Here is a 20,444-nt window from a genome sequence, read left to right on the forward strand (position 1 = left end):
GCGGTACTTAACTGAGGTAAACTGTTGACGAATGAGATGGCATGCAGGATTGATATGGCTGTTTTTGGCGTATAGTGTAATAACTTATGCGCAATCGGGAGAGAGTCTTCTGTCTGTTAATAAGCCGGATACCATCAAAACTGTTGATAGCCTTAATAAGCTGGCAGAGAATATTTATGTAGGTGCCCCATACCAGGCACGTGCTATGGCCGAGCGGGCGCTGTTGCTTTCTGAAAAAGTAAAATACAGGCAGGGTACCGGTTGTTCGTTTCTTAACCTGGGGCATGTATACTGGTCGCAATCTTATTATCCTATCAGTTTATTCTATTTTAATTCGGCCTTAACCTACCTGTCAAAAAAAGAACCTTTAACGCTGGCGCATTGTTACAGTTCAATTGGTCGCGCTTATACCGATCTGCAAAATTACAGCCAGGCCATAAAAAATTTATCGTTGGCTGCCCGATATGCCGGTAGTGATAAGAAAATGCTGGCCGAAGTTTACAACGAACGATCGTTTGTATACCTTAAACTTCAGCAATATGATGAGGGGATAGCCAACGCCAGGCGGGCCATGCAGCTTAGCCGGGTAATAAATGATGAACCTTCAATATGCATATTATATAGTCGGCTTGCCAATGCCTACCGGTTAAAGGAGCAGTATAACCAATCGATAGCCTGCTCAGATACCGCGTTGCGCATGAGTTATGTGGTTAATAACAAACGCTTAAGGGCAATATCATTTATTGAGCGAGCCAAGGTTTTTAACGCCCTGAAGCAGTATGATAAAGCTATTGACCTTGCCAAACGAGGCGCAGCGCTATCGGATAGCATAGGCGTAATGGATGGTATTTCATCGGCCTACCAGGCTATGACATACAGTTTTGAGCAAAAAAATGACCTCAAACAATCGCTTGTTTACCAACGGAGGTATAATCAGGTGCTGGATAGCCTAAACGCTACCAATAAGCGCAATAATACCAGTCTGATACAAAGCTACTTTGAACTTAATAGCCGGTTAAATGCCATTGCGGCTGTTGAGCAAAGGGCTAAAACTTATCGCGAGAAACTCGGTTTTCAGAAAACAATTATCGCTACTTTGTTGATATCGTTGTTAGTGGTGGTGATAGCCTTGTCGGTTACATATTACCAATATAAGCTGAAAAGAGTATTGATTAACCGCATGCGGAAGCAGCACAAAGCGCTGCTGATACAAAAGGATTTGATTGAAGAGCAATCGGCAAACCTGGCGGGTATTAATAATTTAAAGGATAAGCTGCTGGCGGTTATAGGGCATGATTTGCGTACGCCGCTGGCTAATTTACATTCCATACTTTATTTGTATAATACGGCCGATGCGTTAACCTCGGCCGAAATTCAGGATTTGATGAAGAAGCTGGAGCCCGTGGTGCAGGGTGCCGAGCTCACACTTTCAAACTTATTGGAATGGGCCGGCAACCAGATTAAAGGTATTAATGTGGAACCATCGGCGGTAAGCATCAATTTGGCCGGGGATGAAATGATACGCACATTTAATTACATGCTGCAGCAAAAAAGCATCAGTATAGTAAATGCCATTCCGCCGCAATATTGTGTACGGGCAGATGAAAAGCACGTTAAAGTGGTGCTGAGTAACCTGGTTAGCAATGCTATTAAGTTTACAGGAGAGGGAGGGACCATTACCCTATCGGGAGCTGCTGCAGAACACGAACTGGTAATTAGCGTGAGCGATACCGGCAGAGGTATCCCGGGAGAAAAAATAAACCAGTTGTTTAAACTGGATACCGGCAGGTACATGGCAACCGGCACATCGGGCGAAAAAGGCACCGGTATAGGCTTGTTTTTGTGCAAAGAGCTGGTTGAATTTAACGGTGGCCGGTTGTGGGTAAACTCGGAGATTGGCAGGGGGAGTACCTTTAGCTTTAGTTTGCCATTATTTGAGGGCGAATGTTGTAATGATGACGAGGGTAGCAGCAATAGCAGTGATGCCGCGGTGGCCGCGCAATTGTGATTTTTCTTTTTTCTTCTTAGCTCGAATTTACTATGCTGAACTTTGCAACTCCAGATATACTTGAAACGATATATTTTAATACTACCCCCGGAGTTGCAAACTCCGGACATAAAGCAAGTCGGAGAATCGGACAGCAACGTTAATGATCCAAAATCTGAGAACAGTAGCAAATAATATAAGGGTTTTCCTATCCCAAATTCAGGTTCGCAATACTTTTTTAGTCGGATTTTCAGTGTCATCAAAAATTATTCCTATCGAAAAAAACACCCTGTTAGCTTATTTAAATTCGTTCTAATTTATATTTAAGATGAATCGCCATCTATAATTAATTATAAAGAAATTTAATTATTTTGAAAAAGTTTTAATCTTTTGTTGGGTAATTTAAATCTATTTGTTCCGTTAATACGTATAAACAAATAGAACTTTTTACTATATTGTGACAAAATCAACGGAAATTTCCCACTCTTAAAACTAATCTCCCCATTTTAATGGCTTTTTTAAACACTGTGCTTGAACCACCTGCATACGGTTGGACAGATGAACTTGGCAACTTGTCGAAACCCACTAACAAACAAATTGTAATCGAATTTTTTAAACGACTTAACGTCTTCAGGGATAAGAAGAACTGGCTTTCATTTTTGAGTTGGATGCTGGTGCTGGCATTAGTGCCTTTTTTGGGGCTTTTTATTTTTAAGTATTTCAGTATCACAGGGCTTATAGTAGCTTTTGTTTACAGCATGATTATTATGGGCACCCACGGCACCATCTGGCACCACCGGTATTGCACACATGGCGCGTACACATTTAAAAATAATTTCTGGCGGTTTTTTACGCAGAATCTTACGCTGAAGATCATTCCCGAGGAGATTTACGCGGTATCGCACCACGTACACCATGCCTTGTCTGATCAGCCAGGCGATCCGTACAATGCACAGGGTGGTTTTATGTATTGCTTCCTGGCCGATGTTAACCACCAGCCTATAGCCCGCAACATGAACGAAACTTGTTACGCCAAATGCGTTAACCTGATGAAGCATACGGGGGTGAAAGTGAATACTTACAACGAATATCAAAAATGGGGAACGCTGGCCAATCCTACACGTACCATTATCGGTATCGTACTAAACTGGGGTTTCTGGTTTGTTGCTTTTTACCTGTTGGGTGGTATGCCGCTGGCTTGTGCTGTATTCGGTTCGGCTGGTATCTGGGCTGTTGGGGTGCGTACATTTAATTATGAGGGGCATGGTAAGGGTAAGGATATGCGCCGCGAGGGTATTGATCATAACCGCGAGGATATGTCGATAAACCAGCTTTGGCCGGGCTATGTGGCCGGCGAGTGGCATAACAACCACCACCTGTATCCTAAAAGTGCCCGTTCGGGCTTTAAGCCATACCAGTTTGATTTGGCCTGGTGCTATATTAAGATGATGAGTGTGCTTGGCGCGGTTAGCTCATACCGCGATTCGAAGGCCGAGTTTTTAAAGGTATACTGTACTTCGGTTCCGGTTGTTGTGCCGGTGGCTGTGCCTGTTGCCGAGATGCTGGTTGAGGCGGAGTAAAGACTGATCTTAAATATAATGAAAGCCATAGCTGGATAATAGCTGTGGCTTTTTTTGTTTGATTAACCCCTGTTGTTAGGACTATTTATCTGCCTATGAGATTTAAATAGCCCTCTGTAAAAATCTGGCTATATGATAAAAATGTGGAGAAATGTTAAAATAGTACTATCTTAATTGCAAATTGATTATATACCTTTAGTGAACCGATTATAGTGTACACTAAACACCAAAACCAATGCGCGCTAAACTATTAAGTATTGTTTTATGCATGGCTTGCCTTGCTTTGTATGTTCGCGAAGTAAAAGCACAGGGCCCGGGAATTTTTGATGGCCAAACCGATGTAGGCACGGTAAAACATGCGGGCAGCGGTGTATATGATGCCAAAACGCAACAGTATACCCTTACCGGTTCGGGCCAAAACATTTGGGCCACACACGATGATTTTCACTTTGTATGGAGAAAAATTAAAGGCGATTTTATCCTGCGCACCAATGCCGCCTTTATTGGTAAAGGTGTTGAGCTGCACCGTAAAGTGGGTTTAATGGTACGTACCACGCTCGATTCCAATTCAAAACATATTAATGCTGTTGTACATGGTGATGGTTTAACATCGTTGCAATACCGCAAAACTATCAGCGGCGTTACCGAAGAAAAGAAAGCATCTATCACAGCTGCCGATGTAATTCAGCTGGAGCGTAAAGGCAATACTTACACCATGTCGGTAGCGCGTAAAGGTGATCTGTTTGTAAACGAAGAAGTTACCGATCTGGATTTAGGCGATGATGTTTACGTAGGCATCTTCATCTGCTCGCACAATGCTGATGTTACCGAAAAAGCCGTATTTAACAATGTACGCATAGTTACCCCGGCCCCGGCAACCCTGGTACCTTACAAGCAATATTTAGGCAGCGCAATCGAACTGCTCGACCTGGAAAGCCAGAACGCCACTGTTATCTATCAATCGCCCAAATCCCTCCAGGCACCTAACTGGATGGTGGATGGTAAATCGCTTATTTATAATAGCGAGGGTTCGCTATACAAATTCGATCTTAAATCGCATACGCCTACAGTATTAAATACAAATCCTGCTAAAAATAACAATAACGACCATGTGCTATCTTTCGATGGCAAAATGCTAACCATCAGCAGTGGCGATGGCGGCCCTTCAATAGGTTACACCGTATCATCAGCAGGCGGCGAAGCAATCAAGGTTACTCAAACCGGAAAAGGAGCAAGCTATATGCACGGCTGGTCGCCGGATGGTAAGTACCTTGTTTTTTGCGGCGAGCGGAATAAGGAATATGATGTTTATCGCATTCCATCAACAGGCGGCCCCGAAGAGAGGTTAACCACAACGCCCGGTTTGGATGATGGCCCGGAATATTCGCCTGATGGAAAATATATTTACTTTAATTCGGTACGCAGCGGCCTGATGCAGATCTGGCGGATGAAAGCTGATGGCAGCGAGCAAACGCAGCTCACCAATGATGATTATAACAACTGGTTCCCTCATGTATCACCTGATGGTAAATGGATCGTTTACATCACCTTCCTGAAAAGCGAAGTTGCCCCTGGTGATCATCCATTTTATAAACATGTATATTTAAGGGTAATGCCGGTTGGCGGCGGTCCGTCAAAAGTGGTGGCATACCTTTATGGAGGGCAGGGTACTATCAATACGCCGTCGTGGGCGCCTGATAGCAAACACCTGGCCTTTGTAAGTAATTCTGATTTATTGTTCCCTGTTTTCCCTGTAGCGAAATAACCTTAAACATATATAATCATGTATACATCACGCAGATCATTTTTAAAAACCGGTGCCCTTGCAGTAGCCGGTGCAGCCTTGCTTCCTGATGGTTTATTTGCCGCTACGGATAATAAGCTAAAGCGGGTAGGGGTGCAGCTTTACAGCGTACGCGATGCCATGAAGGCCGATCCGATGGCTACCCTTAAAAAGATCGCTGATGCAGGCTATGCCCATGTGGAGCATGCCAATTATATCGACAGGAAATTTTATGGCTACACCGCTAAGGAGTTTAAAAAGATTTTGAACGATCTGGGCCTAAAAATGCCAAGCGGCCATACGGTTATGACACCTCAGCACTGGGATGCATCAAAAAATGATTTTACCGATGCCTGGAAATATACGGTTGAAGATGCCGCCACCATGGGCCAGAAATATGTGATAAGCCCCTGGATGGACGAAAAGGTGCGCACTGATACCGATGCCCTGAAACGTACCATGGAACAGTTTAATAAAAGCGGCGAGTTGTGCAAAAAATCGAGCATGATGTTTGGTTATCATAACCATAACTTCGAGATCAGTACCAAAATAGGTGATATCACACTGTACGATTATATTATCCAGAATACCGACCCTGAACTGGTTGCCCAGCAGATAGATATTGGTAATATGTACAGCACAGGTGGTATGGCTTTGGATTTTATTAATAAATACCCGGGCCGCTTTCAGTCGATGCATGTTAAAGATGAGATTAAAGTTCCGCCTCATAACGGCGACGATACCGAGAGCACCATTTTAGGCAAGGGGATTTTACCTGTTAGGGATATTGTAAAGGCTGCTGCTAAAAAAGGCGGCACGTCATTATTCATAATCGAACAGGAATCTTACCAGGGGATGGATCCGGTTGATTGTGTAAAAATTGATTTACAAATCATGAAAAAGTGGGGCTATTAATAGCATAAAGCTATCTTACACCATCGTGAAGATTTAATTTTCCAGGCCTTGTATTTTAATTTGTAATGATTAAGTTTGGAAATACGTTATAAATCATAAAAAGCCTCCCCCGCTATTTGTCCAATCAGCTTAAAATGAAAGGAGAGATAACATGGGCTTCGCTAAAACAATTTAGTTTAACAAATGGATCGGCGTACCGTCATTAAAAACCTGGCTTTGATAATAGGAGGGGCAGCATTGCTCCCGGCTTGTTCGCAGGATAAAGCAAAATCAAAAGTCGCCCTAAAAAATATCGATATCAGTGCCGATCAGGAGCAGCTTATAGGCGAGGTGTCTGAAACTATCATTCCGAAAACTACTACGCCGGGAGCTAAAGATCTGCTGCTGCATTTATTTGTGCTGAAAATGGTTGATGATTGCTATAAAAAAGAAGATCAGCAGGCATTTGTAGCAGGGGGCAGTCATTTTGCAGATGCTGTGCAGAAACAATACGGTAAAACGTTTGATCAGCTTGATGCCAAAACCCGCGAGTTATTTTTGCTGGATATAGAAAAAGAAATTCAAGCTGAAATGTTAGAGGCCGCTAAGAGGGACAGTGCTACTGTTCCTCGGTTTGTCGGAAAGTACTCCGCCGAGACAAGGAAATTTTACAGTATGGTAAAACGTCAAACCATCAACGGCTATACCAATTCAAAATATTTTATGACCAATATAGTGGTTTACGAACTTGTGCCGGGCCGGTACAACGCGCGTTTCCCTTATAAATTAAAGCAGGCAGTTTAAGCAATGGCTAATTTAAATATCGACAGCGTTAAGGATCGCACTTTTGATGCCATTGTAATAGGATCGGGCATGAGCGGAGGCTGGGCTGCCAAAGAGTTTACCGATAAAGGCTTAAAAACCCTGATATTGGAGCGTGGCCGCGATGTAAAGCACATCAAGGATTACCCCACCACCAATATGTACCCCTGGGAATTTGAGCACCGCGGTCAATTGCCCATGGCTATCCAGGAAGCCAACCCTATAGTAAACCGCTGCTACGCCTTCGGTGAAAGCGCGGCTCACTTTTTTGTAAAAGATGCTGAGCATCCATACATCCAGGATAAACCCTTTGATTGGATCCGCGGATACCAGGTGGGTGGTAAATCCCTGCTCTGGGCACGCCAAACCCAACGCTGGAGCGATTTCGACTTTGAAGGCCCGGCCCGCGATGGTTTCGCGGTTGATTGGCCTATCCGTTATAAAGATATCGCTCCGTGGTATAGCTATGTAGAGAAATTTGCGGGCATCTCCGGAAACCGTGATGGTATTGCCGAATTGCCTGATGGAGAATTTTTACCTGCATTCCCCTTAAATACGGTAGAAGAATATTTCAGCAAACACGTAAAAAGTAATTATAAAAACCGGTACGTAATCAGCGCCCGTTGCGCGCATTTATCAACCCCAAATCAGATCCACCTGGATCAGGGCAGGGTACAATGCCAACGCCGTACTATTTGTGAGCGTGGTTGCCCATTCGGTGGCTATTTTAGCGCAAATGCGAGTACCATCCCCTGGGCATTAAAATCTGGCCATGCTACGTTGAGGCCATTCTCGGTTGTTGAATCTATTATTTATGATGATAAATTAGGCAAAGCGACCGGCGTTCGGGTTATCGACACAAATACTAAAGAAGCTATTGAATACCATGCTAAGGTGATCTTCGTAAACGCGGCAGCATTAAATACCAACCTTATTTTGCTCAATTCCAAATCGCACCGTTTCCCTAATGGTTTGGGTAACGATAGCGGGGTACTGGGTAAATATGTGGCCTTCCACAACTATTCGGCACACATTGGTGCCCAATATGATGGAGCCAAAGAATGGACAACCGATGGCCGTAACCCGGCCGGCGGCGGTTATATTCCACGCTTCAGGAACGTATATAAACAGGAAACAGATTTCCTGCGTGGTTACGCGTCGGGCTTCAGTGCCTACCGTTATCCTGAACGCAGTTGGGACGGCGTGGGCAGCAGCCTGAAAAATAACCTCGCCAATAAGGAGCTTGGCCCATGGCATGTAGGTTCGCACATGATGGGCGAAACCATCCCCAAGGAAACAAACTTTGTAAGCCTTGATGATAAGCAAAAAGATGCCTGGGGCGTGCCGTTGCTAAAAATGAACGTCGATTATGATGATAACGATGAAAAGATGAAGAAGGATTACATCGAGCAGCTTACCGAAATGTTTACCAGTGCCGGCTTCACCAATATCCAGGCCAGCACAGATCAACGTGCTCCGGGGCTTGATATTCACGAAATGGGCGGCGCACGTATGGGCAACGATCCTAAAACATCAATATTAAATAAATGGAACCAGGTGCATAGCGTTAAAAATGTATTTGTTACCGATGGTGCCAGCATGACATCAACCTCATGCCAAAACCCATCGCTAACCTATATGGCCTTCACCGCAAGAGCAGCTGATTATGCAATGAGCGAGATGAAAAAGGGAAACTTGTAGTTGAGGCAGTTTGCAGTTATCAGTTGGCAGTTTGCAATTCAGTTTGCAGTTTTCAGCAGGCAGTTTGCCGGATAAAATAGCCGATAACCAACTGCAAACTGCCAACTGGTAACTGCAAACTAAAGAAACATTGTGTGTAAAAAACACAATGAAATATTTGTAAAATGAATTTTATTCATACATTTAACGAGACAACCAAGTACTAAACAAAAATAATTTAACCGTAATATTCGTATGTCTGCAAACACTTATGACGCAATAGTCATTGGCTCAGGAATTTCAGGCGGGTGGGCTGCCAAAGAACTAACACAAAAGGGTTTGAAAACCATCATGCTTGAGCGTGGTCGTGATATCAAGCACATCAAAGATTATGTAAATGCTACCAAAGACCCCTGGGAGTTTCCGCACAGGGGCGGCCGTACGCAAAAAATGATCGAAGATTATCCTGTTCTTAAGCGCGATTACCCGCTGAACGAAGTTAATCTTGATTATTGGGCAAGCGATAAAGACAGTCCGTATACCGAAATTAAACGTTTCGATTGGTTCCGTGGTTACCACGTGGGCGGTCGCTCGCTGATGTGGGGCCGCCAATCATACCGTTGGGCCGATGTTGATTTTGAAGCCAACCTGAAAGACGGTATCGCTGTTGACTGGCCTATCCGTTATAAAGACATCGCTCCATGGTACAGCTATGCCGAAAAATTTGCAGGTATCTCTGGTAATAGAGACGGTTTACCGATTCTTCCGGATGGTGATTTTATGCCGCCGATGGAGATGAACGTTGTTGAAAAAGATGTTTCAAAACGCTTAAAAGAATACTATAAAGAAGCACGCCACATGATCATCGGCCGTACAGCCAATATTACTGTGCCGCATTATGATCGTACTAACTGCCAGTACCGTAACAAATGCTGGTTGGGTTGTCCGTTCGGTGCTTATTTCAGCACGCAATCGGCTACTTTGCCTGCGGCTATGGCTACAGGTAATTTAACCGTGCGCCCATGGTCTATCGTTACCAAGATCATCTACGATAAAGACACCAAGAAAGCTAAAGGTGTTGAGGTTTTGGATGCTGAAACAAACAAAACATACGAATACTTCGCCAAGATCGTATTCGTAAACGCTTCAACCATTAACTCGGCCTGGATCCTGATGAACTCGGCTACCGATGTTTGGGAAGGTGGCTTAGGCAGCAGCAGCGGCGAACTTGGCCACAACCTGATGGACCACCACCTTAACGTAAGCGCATCGGGCAGGTTTGAAGGTTATGAAGATAAATACTACTTTGGTCGCCGTGCCAACGGTTTCTACATTCCTCGCTACCGCAACCTGAATGGCGAAAAACGCGATTATATCCGTGGTTTCGGCTACCAGGGTTCTGCAAGCCGCGAAGGCTGGAGCCGTGACATTGCCGAACTGAACATTGGTGGTGCGTTTAAAGACGCCCTGACCGAACCAGGTTCATGGCATGTAGGTATGGGCGGTTTCGGCGAAACATTGCCTTACCATGATAACAAGATCACTATCGATAAAACCAAAAAAGATAAATGGGGCTTACCTGTTGTTGCCATTGATGCCGAACTGAAAGAGAACGAGCTGAAAATGCGTATCGACATGGAAAAAGACGGTAAAGAAATGCTGGAAGCAATTGGCTGTAAAGATGTTCAAACTTCAAGCACCAATCCATATCTTGGTCGTGGCATTCACGAAATGGGTACCGCACGTATGGGCCGCGATCCAAAAACTTCGGTATTGAACGAGTGGAACCAGGTTTGGGATGCTAAAAACGTATTTGTTACCGATGGCTCATGTATGACCTCGGCTGCATGTCAAAACCCATCACTTACTTATATGGCTTTAACCGCGCGTGCAGCTAATTACGCAGTTGATGCATTGAAAAAGGGAGAAATTTAATCAGTATCACATACAAAAACCTATAACAAAAATACCCATGACTGAAGAAAAGGACAAAACCCCTAATCCGTCGAGAAGGCAGTTTATTAAAACCGGCGCTGTAGCCGCGGCCGGCTTTATGATCGTTCCGCGCCATGTATTGGGCGGAAAGGGCTTCATTGCTCCAAGCGATAAATTGTTAATTGCCGGCGTTGGTGCAGGTGGTAAAGGCCAAAGCGATATCGCTAATTTTTACAAAAGCGGTAAAGCAGAGATCGCTTTCCTGTGCGATGTAGACGACAGAAGATCGGCTAAATCACGCGGTGATTTCCCTAAAGCCAAGTATTATAAAGACTGGCGCGAAATGTTTGATAAAGAACACAAAAATTTCGATGCCGTATCGGTTTCAACCCCCGATCATAACCACGCTATCATCACTTATAACGCCATGCAGCTGAACAAACACGTGTATGTTCAAAAGCCGTTAACGCATGATATTTGGGAAGCCCGTTTATTAACCGAGGCTGCAAAAAAATATAAAGTGGTTACACAAATGGGTAACCAGGGTTCATCAAACGATGGTACACGCCTGATGTCTGAATGGTATGATGCCGACCTGATTGGTGATGTGCATACTGTTTACTGCTGGACAAACCGCCCTGTATGGCCGCAAGGTATTGCATGGCCTGCACCACAGCAAAACATCCCGAAAGAACTGGATTGGGACCTGTGGTTGGGTACTGCGCCTAAAAAAGATTACGTAGATAAACTGGTACCATTTAACTGGCGCGGCTGGTGGGATTACGGCACCGGTGCTCTTGGCGATATGGGTTGCCACCTTGTTGAAGCACCTTTCCGCGTACTGGGTATCCAATATGCAAAAGATGTACAGGCCAGTGTTGGTAGTGTATATGTTGACGAGTTTAAAGAAGGCCACTTCCCTGAAAGCTGCCCTCCGTCAAGCCACATCACTTTAACCTTCCCTAAAACCGATAAAACCAAAGGCGATGTTACCCTGCACTGGATGGACGGCGGTATTCAACCCGAACGCCCAATCGAGTTATTGGCAAGCGAAAACTTTGGTGGCGAAGAAGGTAACGGTACTTTATTTATCGGTACTAAAGGTAAAATGTACGCAAGTACTTACTCTGATGCACCTACATTGCTGCCGAAAGCGCTCACCAAAGATGCCAAAGCTCCGCAAAAATGGGCTCGTGTACCTGGTGGTGCTAATGGGCACTACGCGCAGTGGGTTGAGGGTTGTATTGCAGGTTACGGTAAAACAGAACTTAGCTCATCATTTGATAAAGCCGGTCCGCTTACTGAGGCATTATTGATGGCAAACCTTGCGGTTCGCGGTCATGAGTTACAAGGCGGCCGGGTAAAACTGGTTTGGGATAACAAAGCCATGAAGGTTACCAACTTTGATGCAGTTAACCAATATATTAAACGCGATTACCGTGATGGTTTCGTGTTAAAAGCATAACGGACATTAATTAGTGAATTAATGAATTAGTGAGTTAGTGAATAAAAAATCACTAATTCACTAACTCGCTAATTCATCATTAATTTAAATCACTAATTCATTAATTCACTAAATCACTAACTAATTTATGAATAGAAGAGAAGCGATAAGCAGGGTGGGCCTGATCCTCGGCGGTACTATTATTGGTGCCGAGTTTTTCATCTCGGGATGTAAACCATCTTCGCCAAAAGTAAACGACCTGTTTACGCAGGATGACCTTGCCCTTTTGGATGAGATAGGCGAAACCATTTTGCCTAAAACCTCAACTCCGGGTGCTAAGGATGCGCAGGTTGGCAAGTTTATGACCGTAATGGTACAGGATTGCTACAAGGAAGATGATCAGAAAATTTTTACTAAAGGCCTGAATGACCTTAATGATGCCTGCGACAAGAAATTCGGTAAAAAATTCCTGGAGGCTACCCCTCAGCAACGTACCGAATTGTTAACCGAGCTGGATAAAGAGCAAAAAGAATACACCAAAAACAAAAAGCCTGAAGATCCGAACCATTACTTCAGGATGTTGAAAGAATTAACCCTGTTGGGTTTCTTCACTTCAAAACCGGGCGCTACAGAGGCCTTGCGTTATATTGCCGTTCCGGGCAAATATGATGGCAACCTGCCGTACAAAAAAGGCGACAAAGCCTGGGCAACCTAAAAAATTGCAACATCAATTGATACACCTTTGGTTTCCAACCCAAATGAAATTATTATCAAAAACAGCATTATAGTTTAATGCTGTTTTTGATGTTTACAATCGATTGAGTAAAATCTAACCCCAAAAAACAACCCAACAAATGAAATTACGATTAGGAATGATAGGCGGCGGACAAGGTGCCTTTATTGGTGCCGTACACCGCATAGCTGCCCGCATTGATGGTGAGTATGAACTGGTTTGCGGCGCTTTCAGCTCAAACCCCGAAAAATCGCAGGCCAGCGGTTTATTGCTTGGTTTACCGGCCAGCCGTTCGTACAGCTCATACCAGGAACTGATTGAAAAAGAAAAACAACTGCCCGAGGATGAACGTGTGCAGGTGATTAGCATAGTTACCCCAAACCACGTGCATTTTGCCCCAACCAAAATGGCATTGGAAAACGGTTTTCACGTAGTGCTTGATAAGCCGATGACTTTTTCTTTAGATGAAGCTAAAGAACTGGATAAAGTAGTAAAGGCATCTGGCAAACTGTTTTGCTTAACCCACACCTACACAGGCTACCCAATGGTTAAGGAAGCCAAACAATTGATCAAAGCCGGTAAAATAGGAACCGTTAGAAAAGTTTATGTAGAGTATCCGCAAGGATGGTTGAGCAGCTTTTTAGAAGGAGAAGATAACAAGCAAGCTTCATGGCGTACCGATCCGGGTAAAAGCGGCATAGCGGGTGCAATGGGCGATATAGGCACGCACGCCTTTAACCTGGCCGAGTATGTTACCGGCTTGCAGGTTACCAAAATTTGCGCAGATATCAATATCGTTGTTGAAGGCCGTAAACTGGATGATGACGGTGCTGCACTGTTGAAATTTAACAATGGCGCAAGCGGCGTACTTACTGCAACCCAAATTGCAGCAGGCGAAGAGAATAATTTAAAAATCAGGGTGTATGGCGAAAAAGGCGGTTTGGAATGGCACCAGAGTGATGCTAACTCATTAACAGTAATGTACACTGATAAACCTGCCGAAACCTGGAGAGCCGGCGCCGGTTATACCAGTTCATTCGCGCAGCACAACACCCGCACCCCTCCTGGACACCCCGAAGGTTACCTCGAGGCTTTTGCCAACCTGTACCGCAACTTTGCTTTAACCGTTAAAGCCGGTTTGGAAGGCAAGGAAGCCACTCCCGAAGAACTGGATTTTCCGGGTATTGAGGAAGGCATCCGCGGGATGGCTTTTATCGAAAACGTGATCGCATCAGGTAAATCGGACGTTAAATGGACTGATTTCACTATTTAATCCATCATCTACTTAAAACAAAAAAACATGACCACTATAAAAGGACCAGCCATATTTATAGCACAGTTTATAGGCGATACGGCACCATTTAACAGTCTTGAATCTATCTGCCGGTGGGCAGCCGGTTTAGGCTACAAAGGTGTGCAATTGCCAACCAACGATGCCCGCTTTATCGACCTGCAAAAAGCTGCCGAAAGCAAAACTTATGCTGATGAGATTAAAGGTATTGTTAATGCCGCCGGTTTGGAAATTACCGAGCTTTCAACTCACCTGCAAGGTCAGTTGGTTGCCGTAAACCCGGTTTACGATGATCTGTTTGATGGTTTCGCCCCCGAGCATTTACGCGGCAACCCTGCCGAAAGGCAAAAATGGGCTGTACAGCAACTGAAATATGCTGCGCAGGCATCTAAAAATTTAGGATTAGCGGCTTCGGTTACCTTTAGCGGTGCGCTGCTTTGGCCAATGGTTTACCCATGGCCGCAACGCCCTGCCGGTATCGTAGGCACAGCTTTTGAAGAGCTTGCTAAACGCTGGACACCGATTCTGGATGTTTACGAAGAAAACGGCATCGACCTTTGCTACGAGATCCACCCGGGCGAAGATCTGCACGATGGCATTACTTATGAAATGTTCCTGGATCATGTAAAAGGCCATAAACGTGCCAACTTATTGTACGATCCATCGCACTTTGTACTGCAATGTCTGGATTACCTCGAATACATCGACCTTTACCACGAGCGCATCAAAATGTTCCATGTTAAGGATGCCGAGTTTAACCCAACCGGTCGCCAGGGCGTTTACGGCGGCTACCAAAACTGGGTTGACCGCGCAGGCCGTTTCCGCTCATTGGGCGACGGACAGGTTGATTTTAAATCGATATTCAGCAAACTAACGCAGTATGATTACAAAGGATGGGCTGTGTTGGAATGGGAATGCGCGCTTAAACACCCGGAAGACGGCGCAAGAGAAGGCGCTCAATTCATCAAAGATCATATCATCCGTGTAACCGAACGCGCTTTCGACGATTTCGCAGCATCAGGCAGTGATGACGCGTTTAACAGGAAAACGTTGGGGATATAGTAATCATACACGTCATTGCGAGGAACGAAGCAATCCCGAACTGTGCAGGGCCGCCCTGTAGAGTATGCGATTGCTTCGTTCCTCGCAATGATGAGATTTAAAAATTGTTGTTTTAAAGATGGGACTTACAAGCAGCAATTCATCCGCTGAAATAAACCTCAGCAAAACGCATTTTAACAAAGCCAATTAACCAATTATCAAATAACCTAATTAACAAAAAATGCAAACTATTAACCGATCACAGCTATTTAGGGCAAGCTGCCTGTCGCTGCTGGTAACTTCATTGTCATTTGGTATCCGCGCGGGTATTTTGAATGATCAGGGCGTACGTTTTCATTTAAACGCGTCACAACTGGGTACTATCGCGGCAACCGCGTTCTGGGGTTTTCCGCTGGCTATTATTATCGGGGGCTTTATTGTGGATATTATCGGTATGAAAAAACTGTTGGTATCTGCTTTCGTTTTTCACTTGATAGGTATCCTGCTTACCATTTTTGCCAACGGTTACTGGACCTTATTCCTTTCTACTTTAATGATAGGTATAGCCAATGGTACGGTTGAGGCTTCGTGTAACCCACTGGTAGCATCTTTATATACCGATAATAAAACAACCAAACTTAACCACTTCCACCTATGGTTTCCGGCGGGCATCGTGATAGGTACGTTGATTGTATTTGGTTTAGATACCGCTTTGGCACATGGCGTATCTCCAAAACCTTACTGGATCTCGCAGGTAGAAATAGCCCTGATGCTCATCCCAACCTTAGCCTACGGCTTCCTTTTCTCCAAGCTGGATTTCCCGGTTACCGAGCGCGTATCTGCCGGTGTAAGTACCGAGGATATGTACAAAGCGCTGATCAACCCGTTATTCCTGTTCATGATCATCTGCATGTTTGGTACCGCCATCACCGAGTTATTTACCAACCAATGGACAGACGTTTTATTCAAAACAGTTACTGATAATGCCATACTTATTTTAACCTTTGTTGCCTCGGTACAGGTATTGGGCCGCGCTTTTGCAAGCCCCATTGTACACCGTTTGGCGCCGCAGGGCGTATTGCTCATCTCGGCCATATTATCTGCTTTGGGTATTTATCTGATGGTGCACCTGCACGGCGACGCCATTTACCTGGCGGCTGTTGTGTTTGGTTTAGGCGTGGCCTTCTTCTGGCCTTGTATGATAGGTTTTGTGGCCGAGAACCTGCCGCGTACCGGCGCTGTTGGCTTAAACCTGATGGGCGGTGCGGGCATGTTCGGTGTATCTATTTACATGATCTTTATGGGGGGATACTATGATAACATCATGGCTTCAAAATTACCGCAAGGTGCAAGTTTGGATGCGTATCGTTCGGCCCCGGCAGGCTCAGAAATGGCTAAGGCTTTTGATGCGGCAAGGTCGGCTGCCGGTCCTGAAGTGTTAAATACTACCCTGATTATCCCGTTTGCATTAATCGTAGCATTTATCGGGTTGGTAATTTACATGCGCTCACGTAAAAAAACTGCTTCATTGGGCGCTATATCGGCTCATTGAGGTTTTATTTATGATAAAAAATTGTATTTTTCGCCTGATTAACCAACCCAATTAAAATTACAGGATAATGGCTAACAGCAGTTTTGTTAACATGCAGATTTTCTGTTGAGTTATTATCCAAAACCACAATTAAACTTTTATGAAAAAAGTATTCATTATTCTTGGTATCAGTGCAATATTCGCTGCCTGCGGCGGCAATTCATCAACCAAAGGCGGTGCCGATAGCGCCAGTGGCGCAAATCAAGCTGCAAAAGCCGCAAACTCTGATGCTGATACCGTTGTAGCTAAAACAGGTACCGAAGCAACCGGCAGTTCTGCAGCCCCGTCAGCAGGCGAAAAACTGATCGCGACTTTAGATTGCAGCACCTGCCACAAGGTTGATACCAAAGTTATCGGCCCTGCATTTCAGGAAATTGCAGCTAAATACGAAGCTACAGATGCTAACATCGATATGTTGGCTAAGAAAATCATTAGCGGCGGCAGCGGTAACTGGGGTAACATCGCCATGACCCCGCACCCTTCACTGCCCGAGGCTGATGCTAAGGAAATTGTAAAATACATTTTATCAACAAAAAAATAATTAGAGATCATTTGATCTGTCCTTAAAATATAAGTATGAATCTTGGAATTAGGGTAAAGCTTTCAACAATGATGTTCCTGGAGTTTTTTATCTGGGGCGCATGGTTTGTAACAATGGGTACTTATTTAACGGTTACGCTGAAAGCTACCGGTACGCAAAATGCCGGTGCTTACGCAACGCAATCGTTAGGTGCTATTATAGCGCCGTTTGTTATCGGTCTTATCGCCGATAAATACTTTTCGGCACAGAAAATACTGGGTGTGCTTCACCTGTTAGGTGCGGCCTCGCTTTATTATGCTACAACCATAACCGATTTTGATAAGTTTTACCCTAATATCCTGTTCTACATGATCATTTACATGCCAACGCTGGCATTGGTAAATTCGGTTTCGTTTAAGCAGATGAAAAATCCAAGTAAAGAATTTCCCTGGATCAGGGTATTCGGCACTTTTGGATGGATCGTTGCCGGTATTGTGATAGGCCTGTTAGGATGGGAAAAAAGCGGAACACTGGTGCTTACTTTCAAAATGGCAGCGGTGGCGTCATTGATATTAGGTCTGTTAAGCTTTACATTACCTGATACGCCTCCGGTTAAAAAAGGCCAGAAAACTACATTTGGCGATATCATTGGTTTAGATTCGATCGGTTTATTAAAAAACAGGTCGTACCTGATCTTCTTTTTGGCATCGGTAGCTATATGTGTGCCGTTGGCATTTTACTACAATTTTACCAATCCGTTTTTAAATGAAGTAGGGGTAAAAAAGGCTGCCGGTGTACAGGCGATGGGGCAGGTATCCGAATTAGCATTTATGGCAGCCATGCCGCTGCTTTTTGTACGCTTCGGCGTTAAAAAAATGCTGGCTATCGGTATGCTCGCATGGGTTTTGCGTTACATATTCTTTGCTTACGGCGATGCCGGATCGGGTTATTGGATGCTTATAGCAGGTATTGTGATGCATGGCATCTGCTATGATTTCTTCTTTGTAACGGGGCAAATCTATACCGATAATTTAGCAGGCGAGCGTTTTAAAAGCGCTGCGCAGGGATTCATTACCCTGGCTACTTATGGTGTGGGGATGCTGATCGGCTCGTATATATCGGGCCCGGTAGTTGATAAATGGAAAATTTCTGAAACATCACACAACTGGCAGTCTATCTGGCTTATCCCTGCCGGTATTGCCGCTGTGGTATTGATCTTTTTCCTGTTATTTTTTAAAGATAGAACCAGTATGGCTACAAAACCCGGACTGGACATTGAGGAACCTTCTGCTCAAACCCAAATATAACCATGTCATCAAACCAAAACAGGCGCTCAGCTATTAAAAGCATGATCGCGGGCACGGCGGCCATTGGCGCGTCGGGCGTATTATCTTCATTTACCACCGAAACCGAAAAAACAAATATGCAGCCTGATGAAAAGCTGAAAGGCAATATTAACCATGCCGTATGCCGCTGGTGCTACAGCGATATTTCTGTAGATCAGCTTTGTGCTGCAGCCAAAGATATCGGCATTAAAGGTATCGACCTGGTTGGCCCTTCAGATTGGCCAACGCTTAAAAAATACGGCCTGTTCTCGTCCATGTGCAACGGTGCTGAAATTAATTTGACCGATGGTTTCGGCGATAAAGAATATCATGCGAAACTGCATGAAAACTATACCAAAATGATTCCGCTGGTAGCAGAGGCCGGTTATAAAAACCTGATCTGCTTTAGCGGCAGCCGCCGTGGTAAAACCGACGAGGAGGGTTGGAAAAACTGTGTTGAGGGCCTAAAACCCATGGTGGCCCTTGCCGAAAAACACAACATCATATTGGTAATGGAATTGCTGAACAGCAAAATTGACCATAAAGATTACCAGTGCGACAGGGTAGAGTGGGGTGCAGAACTTTGCCGTCGCTTAGGCTCAGAAAATTTTAAACTGCTGTATGATATTTATCACATGCAGATTGATGAAGGCGATGTGATCCGTAATATCCGCGCTAATCATCAGTACATTGCGCACTACCATACCGGTGGTGTTCCCGGTCGTAACGAGATCGACGAAACACAGGAGCTTTACTACCCGGCCATTATGCGTGCCATTGTTGAGGTAGGCCATAAAGGTTTTGTGGCGCAGGAGTTTATCCCCAAGCAAAAAGACAAATTAGCTTCGCTTAAAAAAGCGGTACATATTTGTGATGTTTAAACCTTACATCACCTTATCACTCTAAAAGCTAAACAAACTAAAACAAATACATGACAACCAGAAGAACATTTTTAGCACAAGCCGGATTAATGGCCGCAGGCGCAATGCTTGCACCCAAATTGGTTTCGGCCAAAGCTTCAAATAAAGTGGGCCTGCAATTGTATAGCCTGCGCGATCAGTTACCAAAAGATGTAAAAGGCGTTATTGGCCAGGTAGCCAAAGCCGGTTACAACGAAGTTGAAACCTTCGGCTTTAATAAAGAAACAGGCTATTGGGGTTTAAAAGGTAAAGAGTTTAGTCAACTGTTGAAAGATAACGGCTTAAGCACCCCAAGCGGCCACTATGGTTTGGACGAGTATTTAGGTACCGGCAAAACTGATGATCTGAATGCTTATATCGAGGTGGCTAACACTATCGGTCAATCGCATATCATTATCCCTGCTTTAAATCACAACTTTATTAAAACTGTTGATGATTGCAAAGGCGTAGCGGATAAGATGAACAAGATTGCCGAAATCTTGAAAAAATCGGGCTTAAAATTAGGTTACCATAACCACAACTTTGAGTGGGCACCTGTTGGCGATACTACTTTTTACGATGTGGTATTGAACAACACCGACCCGAAACTGGTGGCCATGGAAATGGATATTTACTGGGTTGTACGTGCAGGTAAAGACCCGGTTGAAATTTTTAGCAAACACCCTGGCCGCTTTGAGTTTGTACACGTTAAAGACCGCGATAAAACCAATGCCGAATTGAACACAGAGATTGGCACAGGCGACATCGACTTTAAAACCATATTAGGTAAAGCCAAACTGGCCGGCATTAAGCACTTTATTGTTGAGCAGGAAAACTATACCAATATCGATCCGTATATGAGCATTGCCAAAAGTGCTTCTTATTTGAAAGATACACTACACGTTTAAAACCAATCAAA

The 20,444-nt window shown here is 44.5% G+C and carries 16 protein-coding genes; all 16 read left to right on the plus strand.

The annotated features are described in order from the left end of the window. Positions 1-31: 31 nt before the first annotated feature. The 16 genes from HYN43_RS05535 (at position 32) to HYN43_RS05610 (ending at position 20,433) form a co-directional block, all read left to right on the plus strand. Positions 32-2,008: a tetratricopeptide repeat-containing sensor histidine kinase gene (locus tag HYN43_RS05535; RefSeq protein ID WP_119408503.1), complete on the plus strand. Its 1,977-nt coding sequence runs from the start codon at positions 32-34 to the stop codon at positions 2,006-2,008. A 488-nt stretch (positions 2,009-2,496) separates the two neighbouring features. Continuing rightward, positions 2,497-3,567: a fatty acid desaturase gene (locus tag HYN43_RS05540; RefSeq protein ID WP_119408504.1), complete on the plus strand. Its 1,071-nt coding sequence runs from the start codon at positions 2,497-2,499 to the stop codon at positions 3,565-3,567. Between the two features lie 235 nt (positions 3,568-3,802). Next, positions 3,803-5,332, plus strand: coding sequence for a TolB family protein (locus HYN43_RS05545; protein WP_119408505.1), 1,530 nt, complete (start codon positions 3,803-3,805; stop codon positions 5,330-5,332). A gap of 18 nt (positions 5,333-5,350) precedes the next feature. Next, positions 5,351-6,265 (plus strand): sugar phosphate isomerase/epimerase family protein, encoded by a 915-nt coding sequence (locus tag HYN43_RS05550; protein ID WP_119408506.1) that lies wholly within the window; start codon positions 5,351-5,353, stop codon positions 6,263-6,265. A 183-nt stretch (positions 6,266-6,448) separates the two neighbouring features. Next, positions 6,449-7,048 (plus strand): gluconate 2-dehydrogenase subunit 3 family protein, encoded by a 600-nt coding sequence (locus tag HYN43_RS05555; RefSeq protein ID WP_119408507.1) that lies wholly within the window; start codon positions 6,449-6,451, stop codon positions 7,046-7,048. 3 nt (positions 7,049-7,051) lie between these two features. Then, complete coding sequence (locus HYN43_RS05560) at positions 7,052-8,767, plus strand: GMC oxidoreductase (RefSeq protein WP_119408508.1); 1,716 nt, start codon at positions 7,052-7,054, stop codon at positions 8,765-8,767. 234 nt (positions 8,768-9,001) lie between these two features. Continuing rightward, positions 9,002-10,681 carry a GMC oxidoreductase gene (locus tag HYN43_RS05565; protein WP_119408509.1) on the plus strand — a complete coding sequence of 560 codons (1,680 nt, stop codon included), beginning with the start codon at positions 9,002-9,004 and terminating at the stop codon, positions 10,679-10,681. A gap of 37 nt (positions 10,682-10,718) precedes the next feature. Further along, on the plus strand, positions 10,719-12,146 hold the full coding sequence (locus HYN43_RS05570) for a Gfo/Idh/MocA family oxidoreductase (protein ID WP_119408510.1): 1,428 nt from the start codon (positions 10,719-10,721) through the stop codon (positions 12,144-12,146). Between the two features lie 127 nt (positions 12,147-12,273). Then, positions 12,274-12,840 carry a gluconate 2-dehydrogenase subunit 3 family protein gene (locus HYN43_RS05575; protein ID WP_119408511.1) on the plus strand — a complete coding sequence of 189 codons (567 nt, stop codon included), beginning with the start codon at positions 12,274-12,276 and terminating at the stop codon, positions 12,838-12,840. Positions 12,841-12,979: 139 nt separating this feature from the next. After that, positions 12,980-14,131 carry a Gfo/Idh/MocA family protein gene (locus tag HYN43_RS05580; protein WP_245447164.1) on the plus strand — a complete coding sequence of 384 codons (1,152 nt, stop codon included), beginning with the start codon at positions 12,980-12,982 and terminating at the stop codon, positions 14,129-14,131. A 27-nt stretch (positions 14,132-14,158) separates the two neighbouring features. Further along, entirely contained in the window at positions 14,159-15,211 is a 1,053-nt protein-coding gene (locus HYN43_RS05585) for a sugar phosphate isomerase/epimerase family protein (protein ID WP_119408513.1), read from the plus strand. Positions 15,212-15,431: 220 nt separating this feature from the next. Then, on the plus strand, positions 15,432-16,742 hold the full coding sequence (locus tag HYN43_RS05590) for an MFS transporter (RefSeq protein ID WP_119408514.1): 1,311 nt from the start codon (positions 15,432-15,434) through the stop codon (positions 16,740-16,742). Between the two features lie 139 nt (positions 16,743-16,881). After that, on the plus strand, positions 16,882-17,322 hold the full coding sequence (locus HYN43_RS05595) for a c-type cytochrome (protein ID WP_119408515.1): 441 nt from the start codon (positions 16,882-16,884) through the stop codon (positions 17,320-17,322). Positions 17,323-17,357: 35 nt separating this feature from the next. Further along, complete coding sequence (locus tag HYN43_RS05600) at positions 17,358-18,608, plus strand: nucleoside permease (protein WP_119408516.1); 1,251 nt, start codon at positions 17,358-17,360, stop codon at positions 18,606-18,608. A gap of 2 nt (positions 18,609-18,610) precedes the next feature. Continuing rightward, on the plus strand, positions 18,611-19,507 hold the full coding sequence (locus HYN43_RS05605) for a hydroxypyruvate isomerase family protein (protein ID WP_119408517.1): 897 nt from the start codon (positions 18,611-18,613) through the stop codon (positions 19,505-19,507). Positions 19,508-19,557: 50 nt separating this feature from the next. Beyond that, on the plus strand, positions 19,558-20,433 hold the full coding sequence (locus HYN43_RS05610; protein WP_119408518.1) for a sugar phosphate isomerase/epimerase family protein: 876 nt from the start codon (positions 19,558-19,560) through the stop codon (positions 20,431-20,433). The last annotated feature ends 11 nt before the right edge of the window (positions 20,434-20,444 follow it).

This window comes from Mucilaginibacter celer (assembly GCF_003576455.2).
Taxonomy (GTDB): domain Bacteria; phylum Bacteroidota; class Bacteroidia; order Sphingobacteriales; family Sphingobacteriaceae; genus Mucilaginibacter; species Mucilaginibacter celer.

What these genes read in the sequence shown, in the direction of transcription:
- HYN43_RS05535 (WP_119408503.1), top strand. Translation starts at nt 32, where the DNA reads ATGAGATGGCATGCAGGATTGATATGGCTGTTTTTGGCGTATAGTGTA.
- HYN43_RS05540 (WP_119408504.1), top strand. Translation starts at nt 2,497, where the DNA reads ATGGCTTTTTTAAACACTGTGCTTGAACCACCTGCATACGGTTGGACA.
- HYN43_RS05545 (WP_119408505.1), top strand. Translation starts at nt 3,803, where the DNA reads ATGCGCGCTAAACTATTAAGTATTGTTTTATGCATGGCTTGCCTTGCT.
- HYN43_RS05550 (WP_119408506.1), top strand. Translation starts at nt 5,351, where the DNA reads ATGTATACATCACGCAGATCATTTTTAAAAACCGGTGCCCTTGCAGTA.
- HYN43_RS05555 (WP_119408507.1), top strand. Translation starts at nt 6,449, where the DNA reads ATGGATCGGCGTACCGTCATTAAAAACCTGGCTTTGATAATAGGAGGG.
- HYN43_RS05560 (WP_119408508.1), top strand. Translation starts at nt 7,052, where the DNA reads ATGGCTAATTTAAATATCGACAGCGTTAAGGATCGCACTTTTGATGCC.
- HYN43_RS05565 (WP_119408509.1), top strand. Translation starts at nt 9,002, where the DNA reads ATGTCTGCAAACACTTATGACGCAATAGTCATTGGCTCAGGAATTTCA.
- HYN43_RS05570 (WP_119408510.1), top strand. Translation starts at nt 10,719, where the DNA reads ATGACTGAAGAAAAGGACAAAACCCCTAATCCGTCGAGAAGGCAGTTT.
- HYN43_RS05575 (WP_119408511.1), top strand. Translation starts at nt 12,274, where the DNA reads ATGAATAGAAGAGAAGCGATAAGCAGGGTGGGCCTGATCCTCGGCGGT.
- HYN43_RS05580 (WP_245447164.1), top strand. Translation starts at nt 12,980, where the DNA reads ATGAAATTACGATTAGGAATGATAGGCGGCGGACAAGGTGCCTTTATT.
- HYN43_RS05585 (WP_119408513.1), top strand. Translation starts at nt 14,159, where the DNA reads ATGACCACTATAAAAGGACCAGCCATATTTATAGCACAGTTTATAGGC.
- HYN43_RS05590 (WP_119408514.1), top strand. Translation starts at nt 15,432, where the DNA reads ATGCAAACTATTAACCGATCACAGCTATTTAGGGCAAGCTGCCTGTCG.
- HYN43_RS05595 (WP_119408515.1), top strand. Translation starts at nt 16,882, where the DNA reads ATGAAAAAAGTATTCATTATTCTTGGTATCAGTGCAATATTCGCTGCC.
- HYN43_RS05600 (WP_119408516.1), top strand. Translation starts at nt 17,358, where the DNA reads ATGAATCTTGGAATTAGGGTAAAGCTTTCAACAATGATGTTCCTGGAG.
- HYN43_RS05605 (WP_119408517.1), top strand. Translation starts at nt 18,611, where the DNA reads ATGTCATCAAACCAAAACAGGCGCTCAGCTATTAAAAGCATGATCGCG.
- HYN43_RS05610 (WP_119408518.1), top strand. Translation starts at nt 19,558, where the DNA reads ATGACAACCAGAAGAACATTTTTAGCACAAGCCGGATTAATGGCCGCA.